This is a genomic window from Streptococcus australis (assembly GCF_015553625.1).
GTDB classification, from domain to species: Bacteria; Bacillota; Bacilli; order Lactobacillales; family Streptococcaceae; genus Streptococcus; species Streptococcus australis_B.
In genome coordinates this window covers 105,176-124,393 of sequence record NZ_JADNGY010000003.1, presented here as the reverse complement: position 1 = coordinate 124,393, position 19,218 = coordinate 105,176, and the positions used below count along the sequence as shown (strand labels likewise).

Annotated in this window: 20 protein-coding genes; 18 read left to right on the top strand and 2 right to left on the bottom strand. The window is 43.8% G+C overall.

Annotated features, from left to right (window positions below):
- Nucleotides 1-98: 98 nt before the first annotated feature.
- The 18 genes from I2D56_RS03580 to I2D56_RS03495 all read left to right on the top strand — a co-directional run bounded on the left by I2D56_RS03580 (nt 99) and on the right by I2D56_RS03495 (nt 17,988).
- The gene (locus tag I2D56_RS03580) at nt 99-1,466 is read left to right on the top strand and encodes a DUF6688 domain-containing protein (RefSeq protein WP_123160506.1); all 1,368 of its coding nucleotides are present in this window, start codon (nt 99-101) and stop codon (nt 1,464-1,466) included.
- Nucleotides 1,467-1,652: 186 nt separating this feature from the next.
- On the top strand, nt 1,653-2,459 hold the full coding sequence (locus tag I2D56_RS03575) for a dihydroorotate dehydrogenase electron transfer subunit (protein WP_123160200.1): 807 nt from the start codon (nt 1,653-1,655) through the stop codon (nt 2,457-2,459).
- Nucleotides 2,460-2,469: 10 nt separating this feature from the next.
- A complete protein-coding gene (locus tag I2D56_RS03570) occupies nt 2,470-3,408 on the top strand; it encodes a dihydroorotate dehydrogenase (protein WP_123160201.1) in 939 nt (312 codons plus the stop codon).
- Nucleotides 3,409-3,784: 376 nt separating this feature from the next.
- Nucleotides 3,785-4,477, top strand: a complete 693-nt coding sequence (gene pyrF / locus I2D56_RS03565; protein ID WP_023023089.1) for an orotidine-5'-phosphate decarboxylase — start codon at nt 3,785-3,787, stop codon at nt 4,475-4,477.
- Between the two features lie 317 nt (nt 4,478-4,794).
- Entirely contained in the window at nt 4,795-5,427 is a 633-nt protein-coding gene (pyrE, locus tag I2D56_RS03560) for an orotate phosphoribosyltransferase (RefSeq protein WP_023023091.1), read from the top strand.
- Nucleotides 5,428-5,561: 134 nt separating this feature from the next.
- Complete coding sequence (locus tag I2D56_RS03555) at nt 5,562-6,089, top strand: hypothetical protein (RefSeq protein ID WP_023026759.1); 528 nt, start codon at nt 5,562-5,564, stop codon at nt 6,087-6,089.
- A 268-nt stretch (nt 6,090-6,357) separates the two neighbouring features.
- Nucleotides 6,358-7,863 (top strand): glycosyltransferase family 39 protein, encoded by a 1,506-nt coding sequence (locus I2D56_RS03550; protein WP_120701978.1) that lies wholly within the window; start codon nt 6,358-6,360, stop codon nt 7,861-7,863.
- 130 nt (nt 7,864-7,993) lie between these two features.
- Nucleotides 7,994-8,647, top strand: coding sequence for a uracil-DNA glycosylase (locus I2D56_RS03545; RefSeq protein ID WP_023026761.1), 654 nt, complete (start codon nt 7,994-7,996; stop codon nt 8,645-8,647).
- Nucleotides 8,648-8,656: 9 nt separating this feature from the next.
- Entirely contained in the window at nt 8,657-9,121 is a 465-nt protein-coding gene (locus I2D56_RS03540; RefSeq protein WP_023023099.1) for an NUDIX hydrolase, read from the top strand.
- 11 nt (nt 9,122-9,132) lie between these two features.
- Nucleotides 9,133-10,401: a dihydroorotase gene (locus I2D56_RS03535; RefSeq protein ID WP_195347982.1), complete on the top strand. Its 1,269-nt coding sequence runs from the start codon at nt 9,133-9,135 to the stop codon at nt 10,399-10,401.
- Nucleotides 10,402-10,458: 57 nt separating this feature from the next.
- Nucleotides 10,459-11,298 carry an SGNH/GDSL hydrolase family protein gene (locus tag I2D56_RS03530; RefSeq protein WP_023026763.1) on the top strand — a complete coding sequence of 280 codons (840 nt, stop codon included), beginning with the start codon at nt 10,459-10,461 and terminating at the stop codon, nt 11,296-11,298.
- Nucleotides 11,270-11,926 carry a YpmS family protein gene (locus I2D56_RS03525; RefSeq protein WP_023026764.1) on the top strand — a complete coding sequence of 219 codons (657 nt, stop codon included), beginning with the start codon at nt 11,270-11,272 and terminating at the stop codon, nt 11,924-11,926. The genes I2D56_RS03530 and I2D56_RS03525 overlap by 29 nt, the downstream gene beginning before the upstream one ends.
- 314 nt (nt 11,927-12,240) lie before the next feature.
- Nucleotides 12,241-13,803, top strand: coding sequence for a 2-isopropylmalate synthase (locus I2D56_RS03520; protein ID WP_120701975.1), 1,563 nt, complete (start codon nt 12,241-12,243; stop codon nt 13,801-13,803).
- Between the two features lie 11 nt (nt 13,804-13,814).
- Nucleotides 13,815-14,852, top strand: coding sequence for a 3-isopropylmalate dehydrogenase (leuB, locus tag I2D56_RS03515; protein WP_195347981.1), 1,038 nt, complete (start codon nt 13,815-13,817; stop codon nt 14,850-14,852).
- Entirely contained in the window at nt 14,849-15,118 is a 270-nt protein-coding gene (locus I2D56_RS03510; RefSeq protein ID WP_048689804.1) for a DUF1294 domain-containing protein, read from the top strand. The genes leuB and I2D56_RS03510 overlap by 4 nt, the downstream gene beginning before the upstream one ends.
- Nucleotides 15,119-15,120: 2 nt before the next feature.
- Nucleotides 15,121-16,503: a 3-isopropylmalate dehydratase large subunit gene (gene leuC / locus I2D56_RS03505; RefSeq protein WP_195324014.1), complete on the top strand. Its 1,383-nt coding sequence runs from the start codon at nt 15,121-15,123 to the stop codon at nt 16,501-16,503.
- A gap of 11 nt (nt 16,504-16,514) precedes the next feature.
- Nucleotides 16,515-17,105, top strand: a complete 591-nt coding sequence (leuD, locus tag I2D56_RS03500) for a 3-isopropylmalate dehydratase small subunit (RefSeq protein WP_006596431.1) — start codon at nt 16,515-16,517, stop codon at nt 17,103-17,105.
- Nucleotides 17,106-17,202: 97 nt separating this feature from the next.
- On the top strand, nt 17,203-17,988 hold the full coding sequence (locus tag I2D56_RS03495; RefSeq protein WP_006596430.1) for an L-threonylcarbamoyladenylate synthase: 786 nt from the start codon (nt 17,203-17,205) through the stop codon (nt 17,986-17,988).
- Nucleotides 17,989-18,063: 75 nt separating this feature from the next.
- Here I2D56_RS03495 and I2D56_RS03490 read toward each other — a convergent pair whose 3' ends face one another.
- On the bottom strand, nt 18,064-18,696 hold the full coding sequence (locus tag I2D56_RS03490) for a DUF421 domain-containing protein (RefSeq protein WP_195347980.1): 633 nt from the start codon (nt 18,694-18,696) through the stop codon (nt 18,064-18,066).
- Nucleotides 18,693-19,145 (bottom strand): DUF3290 family protein, encoded by a 453-nt coding sequence (locus I2D56_RS03485; protein ID WP_195347979.1) that lies wholly within the window; start codon nt 19,143-19,145, stop codon nt 18,693-18,695. Before I2D56_RS03485 ends, I2D56_RS03490 begins: the two co-directional genes overlap by 4 nt.
- Between the last annotated feature and the right edge of the window lie 73 nt (nt 19,146-19,218).

The following is a 19,218-nucleotide window of genomic DNA, read 5'->3' as shown; positions in this document are numbered from 1 at the left end:
CAGTCTCTAGAAGGATTTTTCCCTATAAATCAGGTTTAGAATTGAAGGAATGTTAACACCTTGGTAGAATGATGGAAAAGATAAGCTTTGGAGGCCTTATGAAAAAAATTGCTAACTGGTACAAAAAATGGAACCAGGAACTGGAGACTAAATTTTTAGCCAGTGTATTAAAGATGAACTTTATGACCAACTTCCTGATATTTATTAGTTTGTCTGCTTTTCTAATTGTCGGGAGTTTGCCAGGAAATATCCAATCTTTGGGTTTCTGGAATGCTATTTTTGGAGTTGCAGTTTACAGTGTTACAATTCTTGTTCATGCCCTAGGGGTCAGTTATTTTGTTCCTAATATCTTTGTGATTCTGTATGTTATTTCTAGATGGTCTACGATACAGGCCCAGACCTTGGAAAAGGAGCTGGTCGGTGTCTATGACGAGAAAGAAGAGGAAAAAATTAAACGAAGGGTCAACAATCGCAAGTACTTTGTGATCCTTTGGATTGGAGTCTTTGGCTGTATCCTAGAATCTTTCATTATCTATCAGGTAAAGGATCTGACCGGTTATGATTGGACGAAACAGCTCATTAATGAGCAGAAGCATACCATGATTTGGACAGAGGCTCTGCCAACTATCATTACCTTGGCTCTTATTTCCCTCTTGGCTCTGGTTATCTATTCCTACCGGGATGCTAATTCTTTGTCTCCACTTTTGAATATCTTTTGTATCAGTGGGATATTGATGGGTTTGGTGCTAGTAGGATTGTTTGACATCCAGTTGCAAGTTATCGGTTGTCACACGGTTTTCTGGTTAGTTTATTCCATTAGTCTCTTAAGGACCAGGATGAAGGAGTGGCAGGGAGAGTCTGATCCTAATAGGGTCTATGACAATCCCATTCTCCAGCGCTTTCACACCATCCTCCACCAATCCAAACACTGGCCTTGGCTGGCGGTCGTCTTTGCCCTCCCCTTATTAGCGCTATTGGTCATGGTTCTGATGCTTTTTGGTCAGCGACCTGATAGCTTGGTCAAGGCCTGGACCAATACGGCAGATTGGACTTTCTCGGAAAAGATTCCTCCTCAGAATCTTATCATAGATGAGCATTATCTCTGTACGGTCGCAGCAGGTGGCCATGAAAAGGTGGTCAAGCCCCAGCGGATGGGAGTCCGGCATGGTCATCCAGTGGTCGTCAATCGCCAGCTCTGCATTGCCAATGCCTTTGAGCAAGTACTGGAAGAAAAGACGCCACGTTTCCATCGCTTCTTACGTCGCAATTATGACCGCTATGGCTATCCTTTTGCTAAACATATCAAAAAGAAATGGGCTATGGATGTCATTTACTATCTGATGAAGCCTCTGGAATGGGTCTTTTTACTGGTACTTTATCTAGTTGATCACAAGCCTGAGAATCGCATCGCTTTGCAGTATATCCCGCCGGTACCAGAGGATTTTGACCTCAAGAAAGCTTCTTAAGTCGTCGATTTCTACTTGACAAGCATCTAGTAGCGCGATATAATGAGACAAATTTAACCTTTAAGGGGTCCAGAGAGGCCTGCAAGGAAAGACAGAAAAAAAGATCAGCGGACTGAGTCTAGCTGATCATTTGTAGGACCTTGCTTTTGCGAGGTCTTTTTTGCTGGAAGAAAGAAGAGGAAACCAATGGTCAGTGACAGCTGTAAAAAACGGTTTGGAAAAATCATGATGGAAGACATGGAGTTAATCGCTCAAGAAGAGATTGCGCCACGGATTTTTTCAATGGTCTTGAAGGGGGAAATGGTCGAGCAGATGCTAGCTGGGCAGTTTCTCCATATCCGTGTACCGGATGACTCTAAGCTCCTTCGTCGTCCCATTTCTATCTCAGAGATTGATCCAGACAGCCATACCTGTCGCCTCATCTATCGGGTAGAAGGAGGCGGAACGGCCATCTTTTCTCAGCTGCCTATTGGTAGTTTCCTAAGCGTCATGGGTCCTCAAGGAAATGGCTTTGACTTAAAGGAGCTTGGTCAAGGGGCGCGTGCCTTGATCATCGGTGGCGGGATTGGAGTACCTCCCTTGGTCCAAGTGGCTAAACAGCTACATGAGCAAGGAGTAGAAGTCCATTCTGTCCTTGGATTTGCAAATAAAGAAGCGGTTATCCTTGAAGAAGAGTTGAAGCAGTATGGGCAAGTGACCATTACAACTGATGATGGGACTTATGGTACCAAGGGGTATGTCTCAACCATCGTTGATCAGATTGACAAGGAGTTTGATGCCATCTATTCCTGTGGGGCCCCTGGTATGCTCAAATACGTCAACAGCAAGTTCTATGACCACCCTCGGGCCTATATTTCAATGGAATCCCGTATGGCCTGTGGGATGGGAGTTTGCTATGCCTGTGTCGTTCATCTGGAAAATGCAAGCCAAGCAGCCAATAAACGCGTGTGTGAAGATGGTCCAGTCTTTGAAACTGGTACGATTGTGATGTAGGGAGGAAAGTATGACTAGTAATCGATTAGCTGTATCCTTACCAGGATTAGACTTGAAAAATCCCATTATTCCTGCCTCCGGCTGTTTTGGTTTTGGCCAAGAATATGCCAAATACTATGACTTGGACTTATTAGGATCCATTATGATCAAGGCGACAACCGCAGAGGCTCGTTTTGGCAATCCGACACCACGTGTCGCAGAGACTCCTGCAGGAATGCTCAATGCCATTGGTCTCCAAAATCCAGGTGTCGATGTCGTTCTCGCAGAGAAACTCCCTTGGTTAGCCCAGCATTATCCAGATCTACCGATTATCGCCAATGTAGCTGGCTTCTCCAATGAAGAGTATGCGACGGTTTCTAGAAAAATCTCCCAGGCACCAAATGTCAAAGCCATTGAGCTCAATATCTCCTGTCCCAATGTGGACCATGGGAATAACGGGCTTTTGATTGGTCAGGTTCCTGAATTGGCTTATGCAGCCGTGAAAACAGCAGTGGAAGCTTCCTCCGTTCCTGTCTATGTCAAACTGACCCCGAGCGTAGCAGATATCACCCAGGTAGCCAAGGCTGCCGAAGATGCGGGCGCTAGTGGCTTGACCATGATCAACACTTTGGTCGGGATGCGCTTCGACCTCAAGACTGGTAAGCCTATTATTGCCAATGGTACGGGAGGTATGTCAGGACCAGCTATCTTCCCAGTAGCCTTAAAGTTAATTCGCCAAGTAGCCCAATTCACTAAACTTCCAATTATAGGAATGGGGGGTGTAGATTCAGCAGAAGCAGCGATTGAAATGATGATTGCTGGCGCTTCTGCGATCGGTGTCGGAACTGCCAATTTCACCGATCCTTATGCTTGTCCAACGATCATCGAAGACCTGCCACAGGTCATGGATCGATATAGCATTGACACTCTTGAGAACTTACGAAAACATGTCCGAGAAAATCTATTATAAGGATTATCATGAAAATAAAAAATGCCTGCTGGCTACAACCCCAACAGGCTACTGAGTAAGCTACAACTGAAACAACCCTTACTCAGCATAGCAAAAATTTTACAGGAAAAACGTTTATTCGTCAATCTTTTAACATGTTTATGAATCTTTCCTAGTCGAAAGATGAAAAAGACAGATGGAATCCGAACGTTTTATGATTATTTCTTGACTTTTCTTTAATATCGTACTACAATGTAGAAAAACCTTTAAAGTGGTCCAGAGAGGCTCCTAAGGTCTAGACGGTGAATCAGGGTAGATACTACCTAATTTTCGTGTAACCTTGCCTCGGGCAAGGTTTTTTTGTGGAAAAAATGTCACCCATTAAAAGGAGAAACCCATGCGTGAAGAACGTCCCATCATCGCCCTTGACTTTCCAGCTTTTGAAGATGTAAAAAACTTTTTAGAACATTTCCCAGAAGATGAAAAACTTTTTGTAAAAATAGGAATGGAATTTTTCTATGCAGTTGGACCAGAAATTGTCCACTATCTGAAAGGTCGTGGCCACAGTATTTTCTTGGATCTAAAATTGCACGACATCCCAAATACGGTTAAGTCAGCAATGTCTGTCCTTGGCACCTTTGGTGTGGATATGGTGACAGTTCATGCGGCTGGCGGTGTAGAGATGATGCGCGAAGCTAAAAAAGCACTTGGGCCAGGAGCCAAGTTGGTGGCGGTGACTCAGTTGACTTCTACCAGTGAAGAAGACATGCGTGATTGCCAAAACATCCAAACCACTGTCCAAGAATCAGTAGTTAATTATGCCCGAAAAGCACAAGAAGCTGGTTTGGACGGAGTTGTTTGTTCAGCCCATGAAGTTGATTTGATCAAGAAGGCTACATCAGAAGAGTTTGTCTGTGTAACCCCAGGTATCCGTCCTGCGGGAGCAGAAATTGGTGACCAAAAACGGGTCATGACCCCACAAGAAGCCCACGCCATCGGTTCAGACTACATTGTCGTTGGACGTCCGATCATCCAAGCAGAAAACCCATGGGATGCTTATCATGAGATTAAGAGACAGTGGAACTCGTAAGAGCTACTAAAAGTGAAACTTTTGTAGCTCTACGGGAAGTCCGATAGGATCTTCCCTAACGAGTTCACTAGATTAGAAGAAAGAAAAATATCGTTTCTTTCTTCTAATCGTCGGAATAATCGGAGCCCGATGGGGCCTTCCCTAAACTATTCACTAACTTGTTTGAAAGAAAATTATCGTTTCTTTCAAACAAGTGTCGGAACTCTGGAAAGTCCGATAGGACCTTCCCTAACGCATTCACCAACCTATACTGTTATTGTTTAAAATTATTTCCTATTTAATTCGTATTCGATTAAAATCGTAAAAAAGGAGTTATCATGTCATTAGCTAAAGATATTGCCAGCCATCTTCTAAAAATTGAAGCCGTTTATTTGAAACCAGAAGAGCCTTTTACTTGGGCTTCAGGGATCAAGTCCCCTATTTATACAGATAACCGTGTGACCCTCGCTTATCCTGAAACTCGTACCTTGATTGAGAATGGATTTGTGGACAAAATTAAGGAAGCTTTCCCTGAAGTAGAAGTGATTGCTGGAACAGCAACTGCAGGGATTCCTCACGGTGCCATTATCGCTGACAAGATGAACTTGCCTTTTGCCTACATTCGTAGCAAACCAAAAGATCATGGTGCTGGGAACCAAATCGAAGGCCGTGTCCCACAAGGTCAAAAGATGGTAGTGGTGGAAGATTTGATTTCTACAGGCGGTTCAGTTTTGGATGCTGTCGCAGCTGCGAAACGTGAAGGAGCAGATGTCCTTGGTGTGGTGGCTATCTTCACCTACCAATTGGAAAAAGCCGATAAGAAATTTGCAGAAGCTGGCGTTCAACTCGAAACCTTGTCTAACTACACAGAACTGATTCATTTGGCAGAAGAACAAGGTTATATTACCTCTGAAGGTTTGGAAATGTTGCGCCGTTTCAAGGAAAACCAAGAAACTTGGCAAAATAACTAATCGTACAGAAGCGTTTCTTGCGCTTCTTTTTTATCCTCTTTTCACTAGTTGTTAGCTAACTTGAAATACATAGAATAATCCTGTATGATTATGGTAATTGTTTTACGATATAAGCGATCTTAAGGGAGAAGCACATGACAAAAGAAGAGTATTTGGAAATGAAAAAGCAGGCGAGAGTTTGGTTTACCGTTAATATCCTCATCAGCTTGATTGCTATTACAGGTGGAAGTTTAGTGATCATCAGTCAATCACGCCATATTCCGTTTTTGCTGATGTCCCTGGGAGCAATCACCTTGATGAATCGAGTTTTGATCACACCTGCTTTTAATGCTAAAAAAGAGGCTGAGGAGCAACACCCAGAGTGGAAGGACTTGTCCACGAAAGGTACTAAAATACCTGTTGAAGATTTCCAGAAAGGGTTTCTCATATCGGTTGCCGCTCTTCTGATTGTCATTGTAGGTTTCTTTATGTTCTATCGTCCTCTGCCTAAAGCAGACCCTACAGTTTCGAATTTGACCCCTAAAGATGTTCAAATCTTACAAGAATTGGAAGAAGATATCGAATCCAACACCCCGTCGAATTCAAATTCATTGGATATCGATAAAGCAAAAGATTTAGCAGAAGAAGCACAGCGTGAAAATTGGTTGAAAAGAGAAGAGTAAGAACTCTTTTTAGGGAATTTGGAAGTCGCTAGTCTATGTGGAAGGGTATAAAAATGCAAATGACAGGAACAACATTTTGGCTTGTTTTTGGCATTGAATTTATTTCTAATTGTGATCCTATTTTACAGAGGACTTGCATTCACAGAGTTGCGAGAAGTCAAGCTTGATTTCAAGGAAGATTGCAAATAGTGAAGATCATTCCTCGGCCTAAATGATTTCGTACCAGTCACAAACAGCAGAAATGCTGTTTTTTTGATATAATGGATTTATGTTATCGAAAAGTAAACGTATTCTATTTGGGATGCTTCATGGTATCATGTTGCTAGTGATGGTCCACTGGTTCTTGATCAGTGTGACCTATCTGAGAGAGATTTCATGGCTAGCCATTTTAGGTGCTGGATTGCTATTTCTGCTAGGCTGGTTGAAACGCGATGGGGTCAAAAGAGCCCTTGCTTGGTTGACCCAGCACAAAAAAGGCTTCTTGCTTGGTGCAATCGTCTTTCAGCTGATTGTCATGGTTTGTGCGGAACTTTTGATCCGTCGGGATGCTGCGGTGGTTTTTAAGGGGGCTTTTGAGCTTCTGAAGCAATCTTCCATCACCAACTATCTCAGCCGCAATCCGAATAACATTCCGCTCTTTCTCTATGAAAAGTTTTTCTATGTGTTGTTTGGCTCTAGTGGTCTGTGGGTTATGCAGGTTCTCAATATGCTCTATGTCAATTTGGGTGCCGTCCTCTTGTACAAACTGTCACAGAAGCATTTCAATCAAAAAACGGCTGATCTAGTCTATCTCTTTTATGTGAGCTTGATCTGTTACTCGCCTTATTTCTATTCCATGTATACGGACATTCCGCCACTTCCTTTAATTGCTCTGCAATTATGGTGGTCCTTGGATCTCTTGAAGGAAAACCAAGCAGGGATCTCCTGGAAGAAGATGTTTGGTTTAGGGATTTTATCTGGCGTAACTATGTTGATCCGTCCAACGACTATTATTGTCATGATTGCCTTTTGGGCTGTACTCTTCTTTAGAGGAAACTGGAAGGTCTTTGGCAAGATTGCTACGGTGACCGTGATGACGACGGGATTTGTCTTTGCAGGGTTGAATACAGCGGTCAATCATCAAAGGGTCGTGCCGATTCTGAAAGAAGAAGGGCTGGCCAAAGGACCACTCTTGTTTATCAATCTAGGCTTGACGGATATGGGGCATAACCAAGAAGATATGAAAGAGGGCTTGCTGGCTTATATCGATGAGGACAAGCGCTCAGACTACAACAATGGTCTCTTCAAAAAGGAAAATGTCATTAAAGAAATCAAACGCCGTCTCAAGGAGTATGGACCTTTCGGTTTGATCGGGCACATCTATTACAAGCAATCCTTGACGGTAGCAGAAGGCACCCTGGGTTGGCTGTATCGAGATGTACAGTATGAGAAGACGCCTTATATCAATCCACTCTATGCAAAACGCACAAAAAATAATGGATTTGCTAAATGGGTGCGAACCTATTTCCTCAGCACGGATCGGCCACAGTACAAGTATTATGAATTTATCAAGCAGTTAATCTGGATCGTCCTGTCGGCTGGCTTGCTTGGGGCTTATCTCAAGCGTCGAGATACGGATGACTTTAACTTCCTTTCCTTAGCGGTTTTTGGTGGTTTGCTCTTCTTAACCATCTTTGAAGGTGGGAAGACTCGCTACCTCATCCAATTCTTACCGCAAATTTTGCTAGTGGCTTCGATTGGTCTAGCAGGATATCCCAAGAAAGAAAACACCTAAAAGCTCTCGCTTTATGAATAGGCAGAAACAGAGGTTGGATAAACTTGTCCAGCCTCTTTTTTATCCAGTGGATCTCTGTCAAATGTGGTATAATGAAAGGTAAGAATTTATTGGATAGCGGAGAGTTTCCATGCAACATTCCCCCTGGCACGAAGCCATCAAATCCCATCTTCCGGAAGGGTATTTTCATCAGATCAATGACTTTATGAATGAGGTCTATAGCCAAGGAGTGGTCTATCCACCGCGTGATAAGGTCTTTAAGGCCTTGCAGACAACGGAGATGGATCAGGTCAAGGTCTTGATCTTAGGCCAAGATCCCTACCATGGACCGGATCAAGCACAAGGCTTAAGTTTTTCTGTCCCAGATTATGTACCAGCACCGCCTTCTTTGCAAAATATTCTTAAAGAATTGCGCTCAGACATTGGTGAGAAGCGGTCGCATGATCTGACTACTTGGGCTGAACAAGGGGTGCTCTTGCTCAATGCCTGCTTGACGGTGCCTGCTGGGCAGGCCAATGGCCATGCTGGAAAAATTTGGGAGCCGTTTACAGATGCTGTGATCAAGGTGGTCAATGAGTTGGAGGAGCCAGTAGTCTTTATCCTCTGGGGATCTTACGCTCGTAAGAAAAAGCCTCTGATTACCCACGATCGACATTTGGTCCTTGAATCAGCTCATCCAAGTCCCTTATCGGCCTACCGAGGATTCTTTGGTTCCCAGCCCTTTTCAAAAACCAATCAATTTTTGGAAGATGCAGGACGCGAGCCGATTGATTGGTTAAGATAGGAGAAAGAAATGCCACAATTAGCAACGATTTGTTATATCGACAATGGGAAAGAATTTCTCATGTTGCATCGCAATAAAAAGCCCAATGATGTCCATGAAGGCAAATGGATTGGAGTTGGTGGAAAATTAGAACGCGGAGAAACTCCTCAAGAGTGTGCTGCTAGGGAAATCCTTGAAGAGACGGGCCTGAAAGCTAAACCAGTTTTAAAAGGGATTATCACCTTCCCTGAATTTACTCCAGATCTGGACTGGTACACCTATGTCTTTAAGGTGACCGATTTTGAAGGAGAGCTCATCGAGTGTAACGAAGGGACATTGGAGTGGGTGCCTTATGATCAAGTCCTCTCAAAACCTACTTGGGAAGGGGACCACACCTTTGTCGAGTGGCTCTTGGAAGATAGACCCTTCTTTTCAGCTATGTTCCGCTATGACGGGGATCGCTTACTAGAGACCCATGTCGATTTCTATGAATAAAGGAGTAGAAGATGTTAGTCATTAAAAATGGTCGTGTCATGGATCCAAAAACTGGTTTGGATCAAGTGTGTGATCTCTTGGTAGATCAGGGCAAAATTGTTGAAATAGGCCCATCTCTTTCTCACGAGCAAGCCCAAGTCATTGATGCAAGTGGCAAGGTGGTAGCTCCAGGCTTAGTGGATATTCATGTTCACTTCCGTGAACCTGGACAGACTCACAAGGAAGATATTCACACTGGAGCTCTGGCAGCCGCAGCGGGTGGTTTTACGACAGTCGTTATGATGGCCAATACCACTCCAACTATTTCGGATGTCGAGACCTTAAATGAAGTTTTGGATTCTGCTGCTAAGGAAGCCATCCATGTCAAGACAGTTGCGACGGTTACCAAGAACTTTGATGGCCAACATCTGACCGACTTTGAAGGCTTGTTACAAGCTGGGGCTGTCGGTTTCTCTGATGATGGGATACCTTTGCAAAGTACCAAGGTAGTGCGTCAAGCTTTGGAAGAAGCAAAACGGCTTGGAACCTTCATCAGTCTTCACGAAGAAGATCCAGAATTGAATGGCATTCTGGGACTCAATGAGCACATTGCCCGAGAACATTTCAAGGTTTGTGGAGCGACAGGTGTAGCTGAATACTCTATGGCAGCGCGTGATGCCATGATTGCTCACGCGACAGGTGGACACCTCCACATCCAGCACCTTTCTAAAGCTGAAAGTGTGAAGGTAGTTGAGTTTGCTCAAGCAATCGGCGCTCCTGTAACAGCAGAAGTCGCTCCTCAGCATTTCTCTAAGACAGAAGATCTTTTGCTGTCTAAGGGAAGCAATGCCAAGATGAATCCTCCCCTTCGTCGGGAAGAGGATCGCCGTGCAGTAATCGAAGGATTGAAGTCAGGAGTTATTTCTGTGATTGCAACGGACCACGCGCCTCATCATGCGGATGAAAAGAACGTGGCCGATATCACCAAAGCTCCTTCCGGCATGACAGGATTAGAAACCTCTCTATCGCTTGGTTTGACCTATTTGGTTCACGCTGGAGAGCTTAGTTTAATGGAGCTCTTAGAAAAAATGACTTATAATCCTGCAAAACTCTATCACTTTGAAGCAGGCTATTTAGAAGTTGGTGGACCAGCAGATATTGTGATCTTTGACCCAGAGGCTGACCGTTTGGTATCTGATCATTTTGCCTCTAAGGCAGCCAATTCCCCATTTGTTGGAGAATCCCTCAAGGGACAGGTAGCTTATACCATCTGCCAGGGGAACATTGTCTACCAAGCCTGAACGGAACTAAAAGACAATCAAGAAATCTAAATTAAAGGCTGGACGAATGAGGAGTATATGAATAGTAGAAAAATACTAGAAATGATCTTGTATTGTTTGGTCACTTTTCTGGTCTGCTTTTTTCTGGTCAATTGGCTCCTTCCTTCGGCAGAACCAGTGATGACCAAACCATCAGCAAGCGCCCCAAAAAAGACAGTCACCTATGTAGCGATTGGGGATTCTTTGACGAAAGGCGTAGGAGATAGCACCAATCAAGGAGGCTTTGTTCCTCTTCTTGCTCAGAGTTTGACCAATGAAACAGGTCTTGAATTCAAAGCGATTAACTATGGTGTAGCTGGCAATACCAGCAGTCAAATTTTGACACGTATGCAGGAGAAAAAGGAGATTCGAAAGGATTTGAAGCAGGCTCAGTTACTGACCATCACTGTCGGGGGCAATGATCTGCGAAAGGCCATTCTTGAGGATACCAGCAACTTAGATCTGGATCGCTTTGATAAGCCGTCTAAGACTTACGTGAAAAATCTTAAACAGATCATCGAATTGGCCCGCAAAGACAATCCTGATTTGCCTATTTACGTAGTGGGGATCTATAATCCCTTGTATCTCAACTTCCCCGATTTAACGGAATTGCAGACGCTTGTGGATCAATGGAACCAAAGAACGGAGGAGACCCTCTCTGCTTATCAGGGCGTCTATTTTGTTCCGATCAACGACCTTCTCTATAAGGGCATTGATGGTAAGAGTGGGGTGACAGAGAACGAATTAGGAAAAGAAACTGTGACCAACGATGCCTTGTATGACGAGGATAGTTTTCATCCCAATAATACAGGATATGAAATTATGAAAGAAGCCGTACTGGAGAAAATACATGCAACTAAGAAAAAATGGTTTGAGTGAAAAGAAGGTCAAGCCACCAACCACAGGGCCTCATTTTAAGGAGAGACGAGAGAAAACCCCGATAAATATCTGGAAATGGCTCTTTCTTAGCTTGGTCAGTTTCTTATTAGCAACCAGTCTAGTCGTATGGACTCGCTTCTCAACGGTTCGAGAGGATGTCCGTCAACTACAGACTCCTAACCAAAAAGGAGATGTTAAGATTGGCAGTATGACAACGACAAGAGCTCAACTTAATGAAACCATCAAGGTCATGCTGAAAAGTTATCATTTGAGTGATTATCAACTTTATGCAGACAATCAACAGATGTTACTGGAGGGGAAACTGAACTTTTTAGGAAAGGAGTACCCCCTCTATATCTATTTCCAGCCGAGTAAGCTAGAGGATGGGAGCATCCTCTTGACTCTCAAGGATTTTTCAGTTGGGACCTTGAAACTTCCTAAGAAGACCGTGATGCAGATGCTATCTACAAACAAGGATTTACCTGACTTTGTAAGCATTGATAGCAAAGAGGCGACGATAAAGATCGAGCTTGCCAAGATCAAAAATGAGATGAATTTTTATGTCAAAGCAAATACCATTGATCTATACAATGATCAAATCATCTTTGATCTCTACAGAAAAAAATAAGAATAAGAGGCGAAAGCAAAAAGAGGCTTTCGCCTTTATTTTGCTTCTATTCAAAAAATTCAGAATATTATAGAAAATTCTTGACATTCAATTTTCCCTGTGCTAAAATACTAAACAAGACATCAGACAAAGGAGAAAAGTCAAACATGAAAACAGCTAAGTTTATTCAATTTGCTTTGTTGTTGAGGTATTCGGGCTAGTGCAAAAGCATTAGTCCTGTTTGGCTTACCAAGCGGGAGTAACAAAACATCTCGCTTAGGTAACTGGCGAGATGTTTTTATTTTATTCACTATGTTTAGAAAAGAGGAGACCCTATGCGTAAAGTTGAATTTTTAGATACCAGTCTTCGGGATGGCGAACAGACTCCTGGAGTCAATTTCTCCATCAAAGAAAAGATTGCCATTGCCAAGCAATTGGAGAAGTGGGGCATTTCTGCTATCGAAGCAGGTTTTCCAGCAGCCAGTCCCGATTCTTTCACAGCTGTGCAGGAAATTGCAAAGACCTTGACCAAGACTGCTGTGACGGGTTTGGCTCGCTCGGTCAAATCCGATATTGATGCTTGTTATGAAGCCTTGAAAGATGCTAAGTATCCGCAAGTTCACGTCTTTATCGCAACCAGTCCGATTCACCGGGAGTTTAAACTCAACAAGACCAAGGAAGAAATTCTTGAGGCTATCAAAGAGCACGTCTCTTACGCACGTTCTAAGTTTGAGATTGTGGAGTTCTCACCGGAAGATGCGACTCGGACGGAATTGGATTTCCTCTTGCAAGTCGTTCAAACTGCAGTCGATGCAGGGGCTAGCTATATCAATATTCCTGATACGGTCGGCTTCACGACACCAGCAGAATATGGCGCGATTTTCAAATACTTGATTGACCATGTCAAAACAGACCGCGAGATCATCTATTCTCCTCATTGCCATGATGATCTAGGGATGGCAGTTGCTAATAGCCTCGCCGCTGTCAAGAATGGAGCTGGTCGTGTCGAAGGAACCATCAATGGAATCGGTGAACGGGCTGGAAATGCTGCGCTTGAAGAAGTGGCGGTTGCCCTCAATATCCGGGAAGACTATTACCAGGTTGACAGTCCGATTGTGCTCAATGAAACCATCAACACTTCTGAGTTGGTCTCTCGTTACTCTGGTATTCCAATTCCTAAAAACAAGGCAGTTGTTGGTGGCAATGCCTTCTCACACGAGTCTGGGATTCACCAAGACGGCGTTCTTAAAAATCCTCTTACCTATGAAATCATCACGCCTGAGTTGGTGGGTGTCAAGAGCAATAGCCTTCCTCTTGGGAAATTGTCAGGGCGGCACGCCTTTGTCGAAAAACTGCATGAGTTGGGATTGGAATTCACAGAAGAAGACATCCAGCCATTGTTTGCGAAGTTCAAATCTCTGGCAGATAAGAAACACGAGATTACAGACGCTGATATCCGCGCCCTTGTTGCCGGTACAGCAGTGGAAAATCCAGAAGGCTTCCACTTTGATGATCTTCGCCTCACAACGAACGAAGATGAAAGTATCACTGCAACAGTCAGCCTGAAAAATGAAGATGGTGAAATTCTTGAATACCTTGCCAAAGGTCAAGGTTCAGTGGAAGCAATCTTTAACGCTATTGATCAATTCTTCCACCAAGAAGTTCGTCTGACTTCTTATAGCATTGATGCGGTGACAGATGGGATTGATGCCCAAGCGCGTGTACTGGTTACTGTTGAGAATGAAGCGACAGATACCATCTTTAACGCTTCTGGTTTAGACTTTGACGTATTGAAGGCCTCAGCGATTGCCTATATCAATGCCAATACTTTGGTCCAAAAAGAGAATGCTGGAGAGATCGGCCACATTGTATCCTATCGTGATTTGCCAGATGCCTAAAGGAGAACACTATGACGAAGAAGATTGTCGCCCTTGCTGGAGACGGGATTGGACCAGAGATTATGGAGGCTGGTCTGTCCGTACTGAAAGCAGTGGCAGAAAAAACCAATTTTGACTTTTCAGTCCAAGCGCATCCATTTGGTGGAGCAGGGATTGATGCGGCTGGTCATCCTCTACCAGCTTCTACTCTAGAAGCTAGCAAGGAAGCTGATGCTATTCTCTTAGCAGCTATCGGAAGTCCCCAGTATGACCAAGCACCGATTCGTCCGGAACAAGGTTTGTTGGCTCTTCGTAAGGAGCTCAACCTCTATGCTAACATACGTCCGGTTAAAATTTATGATGCCCTCAAGCACTTGTCTCCTTTGAAGGAGGATCGCATTCAAGGTGTGGACTTCGTAGTGGTTCGCGAGCTCACAGGCGGGATTTACTTTGGAGAGCATATCTTAGAAGAAGATCAAGCACGGGATATCAATGACTACTCTCTTGAAGAAGTGGAGCGTATCGTACGTAAGGCTTTTGAGATTGCGCGTGGACGCCGTAAGAAAGTCACTAGCATTGATAAGCAAAATGTCCTCGCAACCTCTAAACTTTGGAGAAGAGTTGCGGATCGAGTGGCTCAAGACTTCCCGGATGTGACCTTGGAGCACCAGTTGGTAGACTCAGCAGCCATGCTCATGATTACAAATCCTTCACGCTTTGATGTCATCGTGACGGAAAACCTTTTCGGAGATATTCTTTCTGATGAGTCCAGTGTCTTATCTGGAACTCTTGGCGTCATGCCATCGGCTAGTCATTCGGAGTCAGGGCCAAGTATGTATGAGCCTATTCATGGATCAGCTCCAGATATCGCGGGTCAGGGAGTGGCGAATCCAGTCTCGATGATCCTCTCTGTTGCCATGATGATGCGAGAAAGTTTTGATCGAGAAGAAGACGCTAGACGAATTGAAGAAGCAGTAGAGGCGACTCTTGCTGCAAGGATCTTTACGAGAGATCTAGGAGGCAGTGCTTCGACAAAAGAAATGACAGAAGAGATTATAAAACGATTATGAGTGTAAAAGGAATGATTACTGGCTTGATCCTTCTATGGAATCTCTTCGTAGGGATTCTCTACGGAGTTGATAAGGAAAAGGCTAAAAGAAATACTTGGCGGATACCAGAAAAGACCTTGCTCTTTTATGCTTTTGCAGTTGGAGGGCTTGGAGCCTGGATAGGAGGGCTACTCTTTCATCACAAGACACAGAAATGGTATTTTAAGGTCACCTGGCTCTTAGGAACCCTTCTCACACTTTACACACTCTACGCTTTATGGAGGTAAGGATGGCAGGAAAATCAATTTTTGATAAAATCTGGGAACGGCATGTAGTGACCGGTGAGGAAGGCCAGCCCCAACTCATGTATGTGGACCAACACTATATCCACGAGGTGACCAGTCCCCAGGCTTTTCAAGGGCTTAGAGACACTGGTAGACAGGTTCGGAGACCAGATTTAACCTTTGGAACCTTTGATCACAATGTCCCAACGGTTAACATTTATGATATCCGGGATGTGATTTCCAAGGCTCAAATTGATAAATTAGCTGAAAATGTCAAGGACTTTGGGATCGATCATGCAGGTCATGGTTCAGAAAAACAGGGAATTGTCCATATGGTTGGTCCTGAAACTGGCCGTACCCAGCCTGGAAAGTTCATTGTCTGTGGAGACAGCCATACGGCGACCCATGGAGCTTTCGGTGCCATTGCCTTTGGGATTGGGACCAGTGAGGTGGAGCATGTCTTTGCGACTCAGACCATCTGGCAGGTTAAACCGAAGAAACTCTTGGTCGAGTTTACTGGAAAGCCTCAGAAGGGGATTTATGCCAAGGACTATATTTTGGCCTTGATTGCTCGTTATGGCGTAGCCTGTGGGGTTGGCCATGTGGTCGAGTATAGAGGGGAAGCAATCGATAGCCTCACCATGGAAGAGCGGATGACCATCTGCAATATGTCCATTGAATTCGGCTCTAAGATGGGGATTATGAATCCAGATGAGACGACTTTTGACTATCTCCGTGGTCGTGAATGTATGCCAAAAGATTTTGAAGCTGCAGTAGCCGATTGGCAGTCCCTGGTCAGTGACAACGATGCGACATATGATAGAGTCATCACCATCGATGTATCCCAGTTAGCACCCATGGTGACCTGGGGGACCAACCCTTCTATGGGAGTCGACGTGGAAACAGCCTTCCCAGAAATTCGGGATATGAATGATGAACGGGCCTATGCCTACATGGATCTCCAACCAGGTCAAAAGGCTTCAGACATCGAGTTGGGCTATATCTTTATCGGATCTTGTACCAATGCCAGACTCAGCGATTTGCAGCTGGCTGCCCGTTTCGTAGAAGGGAAGAAAATTGCCCCTAATTTAACCGCCATCGTAGTTCCAGGTTCCCGTCCTGTCAAACGAGCAGCGGAAAAAATGGGTTTGGATAAGATCTTTCTGGATGCTGGCTTTGAATGGCGTGATCCAGGATGCTCTATGTGTCTCGGGATGAATCCAGACAAGGTGCCGGATGGCGTCCACTGTGCCTCTACTAGCAACCGAAACTTTGAAGACCGCCAAGGATTTGGGGCTAAGACCCATCTCTGTAGCCCCGCAATGGCCGCTGCAGCAGCAATAGCCGGTCGCTTTGTCGATGTGCGCCAAATGCCAGAAGTTGAGTAAAAGGAGGAATCATGGAGAAATTTACCATTTATACGGGAACTACGGTTCCTTTGATGAACGATAATATCGATACCGACCAAATCCTCCCCAAGCAATTTTTAAAGCTGATTGATAAAAAAGGCTTTGGTAAATACCTCATGTACGCTTGGCGCTACTTGGATGATCAATACACCGAGGATCCAGAATTTATCTTTAACAAACCAGAATACAGCAAGGCAACCATCTTGATTACTGGCGACAATTTTGGGGCTGGTTCTTCTCGGGAGCACGCAGCCTGGGCTTTAGCTGATTATGGCTTTAAAGTCGTTATCGCCGGCTCTTTTGGAGATATCCATTACAATAATGAACTCAATAATGGGATGCTACCAATAGTCCAGCCTTTAGAGGTTCGTCAAAAGCTGGCAAGCTTGAAGCCGACAGATGAGGTAACGGTGGATTTGGAAGAGCAGAAGATCATCTCGCCTGTTGGAGAATTTAGCTTTGAGATCGATGGGGATTGGAAGAACAAATTACTCAACGGTCTAGATGATATTGGGATTACCCTCCAATACGAGGACTTGATTGCTGCTTATGAGAAGAATCGGCCCGCCTATTGGCAATAAAAATTGTATAGTTAATTAAGAATTTTCAGAAAATATATTGAAGCTTTTTTGGAATTTTGATAGAATAGAAAAAAAGAAATAGAAGAGGACGAAATTTATGACAAAACACATTCAATGGGACGGAACACTTTCACAAGAAGGATTTGACATTCTTAAAGGCGAGGGTGGTTGTATCGTCTGCCCTACCAAAGTCGGCTACATCATCATGACCAGCGACAAGGCTGGCTTGGAACGCAAGTTTGAAGCCAAAGAACGTAACCGCAACAAACCAGGTGTCGTTCTTTGCGGAAGTATGGATGAACTTCGTGCCCTTGCGCAATTGAATCCTGAAATCGAAGCCTTCTACCAAAAACATTGGGATGAAGATATCTTGCTTGGTTGTATCCTTCCTTGGCGTGAAGATGCCTATGCCAAATTACAAGCCTTCGGCGATGGACGTGAAGAACTCATGACAGATGTTCGTGGAACCAGCTGTTTTGTCATCAAATTCGGTAAAGCTGGTGAGCAAATCGCCAAAGAAATGTGGGAAAAAGAAGGCAAAATGGTTTATGCCTCTTCAGCTAACCCATCTGGTAAAGGAAATCGTGGGAAAGTCGAGGGAATCGGAGAGCGAATCGAAGGTGCCGTGGATTTGGTCATCGAAGCCGATGATTATGTAGCCTCTATCCAACCAGACAAGACTATTGAAACTCGCTATGAACAAGGAGTGATGGTTTCTATGGTTGATGCAGAAGGAAAACTCATCCCAGAACAAGGAGCAGGTAGCCGTTCTGTCAATACTTGCCCAGTCGTGATCCGTAAGGGATTGGATATCGACAAGATCATGATGCACTTATCTGATCATTTCAACTCTTGGAACTACCGCCAAGGGGAGTACTATTAAAAGATAGAAAAAAGGTCGTTACAGTTCGTAACGACCTTTTACTTGTCTATTTTATCGAATAGCTGATTTCCAACTTTAATAAGTCACGACATTAATCTCGCCCTTGTCGTACTCAGCGATAAAAATGTCATCAACAGTTTCAAATCCTTTTTTATTGAGTTCGGCTATAAGCCATTCTTCAGTTTTACCAATGGTCTCTAAGATCTCTACTTGGACCACACCATCTGTAATGATTGGGTATTTGGGATTTTCATCTCCCATTCGAACGATTATGAGTTGGCCATTTTGTTCGATGACGGCTCTTTTGACTTCTTTCAATTGGAAGACCCCTTGAGAGCGCAACTTAAGAGCGACGTCAGAAGCAGAAAGGCCTTTTGAGCGACAAGCTTCTGGATCTAATTTTCCGTTTTTTATGATAATAGTTGGTTTTCCATCAATCAGATGTTTGATGAAGTAAACATTGGTATTAAGCCATTTGAGTGACAGAATCAAAATCGTCCAGATGATGAGGATGACGATATATTGAAGGATGGTAATCGAGCTATTGTAGATGACCCCGCCGATAATACCCCCGAGAACAAAGTTCTGTATTTGGTCTACTGCAGAACTTGGAGCTAAATTTCCTTTTCCTGTTACGTTAATAACAAAAACAAGAGAAAGAAGCCCAAAGGCCAATTTAATTGCAATTGTAGCAAAAAAGCTTATCATTTTTCAACCTCCACCAGTTCTACATCTGTTTTATATAAGTCCATTTTTTCAAGTAAATAGCTATCTGGGTCTGTTCCGCTAATCGCACGATAGAATTGCTTGTCTACCTTGATAATAGCTCCGTCGGTCGTATCCGAAGTATTGGCATAGACATCTTCTTTATCTACACCTAATTCTTTTGAAACAACTTCGATAAAGTGTAGGGAAGAGCGGAATTGATTGTCATTAGACTGATTGTTTTGAAAATTTGAAATGCCAATCAAAACAACGGCTACTAAGATTAAGACAGAAATAATAGACAATTCACGGAACTTACTTCCACGTTTATCCTTATATGCCTTAAATGCGAAAAAAGCCGTTACCAACACTAAGAGAATGGACATGATCACCATGACCCAATTTTGCTGGCTAATCTGACTCAGTACATAGTCGTAGGAATAGAATTTCATAAAAACCCCTCAATTATTTTGTATTCAAGCTATTATAAACTATTTCAATCCTTACTTCAATGATTTAAAGTGA

Coding starts and splice junctions, on each gene's coding strand:
- leuB (WP_195347981.1), top strand. CDS start 13,815: ATGACGAAGAAGATTGTCGCCCTTGCTGGAGACGGGATTGGACCAGAG.
- pyrF (WP_023023089.1), top strand. CDS start 3,785: ATGCGTGAAGAACGTCCCATCATCGCCCTTGACTTTCCAGCTTTTGAA.
- I2D56_RS03485 (WP_195347979.1), bottom strand. CDS start 19,145: ATGAAATTCTATTCCTACGACTATGTACTGAGTCAGATTAGCCAGCAA.
- I2D56_RS03555 (WP_023026759.1), top strand. CDS start 5,562: ATGACAAAAGAAGAGTATTTGGAAATGAAAAAGCAGGCGAGAGTTTGG.
- I2D56_RS03525 (WP_023026764.1), top strand. CDS start 11,270: ATGCAACTAAGAAAAAATGGTTTGAGTGAAAAGAAGGTCAAGCCACCA.
- I2D56_RS03510 (WP_048689804.1), top strand. CDS start 14,849: ATGAGTGTAAAAGGAATGATTACTGGCTTGATCCTTCTATGGAATCTC.
- I2D56_RS03540 (WP_023023099.1), top strand. CDS start 8,657: ATGCCACAATTAGCAACGATTTGTTATATCGACAATGGGAAAGAATTT.
- leuC (WP_195324014.1), top strand. CDS start 15,121: ATGGCAGGAAAATCAATTTTTGATAAAATCTGGGAACGGCATGTAGTG.
- I2D56_RS03575 (WP_123160200.1), top strand. CDS start 1,653: ATGGTCAGTGACAGCTGTAAAAAACGGTTTGGAAAAATCATGATGGAA.
- I2D56_RS03570 (WP_123160201.1), top strand. CDS start 2,470: ATGACTAGTAATCGATTAGCTGTATCCTTACCAGGATTAGACTTGAAA.
- I2D56_RS03490 (WP_195347980.1), bottom strand. CDS start 18,696: ATGATAAGCTTTTTTGCTACAATTGCAATTAAATTGGCCTTTGGGCTT.
- pyrE (WP_023023091.1), top strand. CDS start 4,795: ATGTCATTAGCTAAAGATATTGCCAGCCATCTTCTAAAAATTGAAGCC.
- I2D56_RS03550 (WP_120701978.1), top strand. CDS start 6,358: ATGTTATCGAAAAGTAAACGTATTCTATTTGGGATGCTTCATGGTATC.
- I2D56_RS03580 (WP_123160506.1), top strand. CDS start 99: ATGAAAAAAATTGCTAACTGGTACAAAAAATGGAACCAGGAACTGGAG.
- leuD (WP_006596431.1), top strand. CDS start 16,515: ATGGAGAAATTTACCATTTATACGGGAACTACGGTTCCTTTGATGAAC.
- I2D56_RS03535 (WP_195347982.1), top strand. CDS start 9,133: ATGTTAGTCATTAAAAATGGTCGTGTCATGGATCCAAAAACTGGTTTG.
- I2D56_RS03545 (WP_023026761.1), top strand. CDS start 7,994: ATGCAACATTCCCCCTGGCACGAAGCCATCAAATCCCATCTTCCGGAA.
- I2D56_RS03530 (WP_023026763.1), top strand. CDS start 10,459: ATGAATAGTAGAAAAATACTAGAAATGATCTTGTATTGTTTGGTCACT.
- I2D56_RS03520 (WP_120701975.1), top strand. CDS start 12,241: ATGCGTAAAGTTGAATTTTTAGATACCAGTCTTCGGGATGGCGAACAG.
- I2D56_RS03495 (WP_006596430.1), top strand. CDS start 17,203: ATGACAAAACACATTCAATGGGACGGAACACTTTCACAAGAAGGATTT.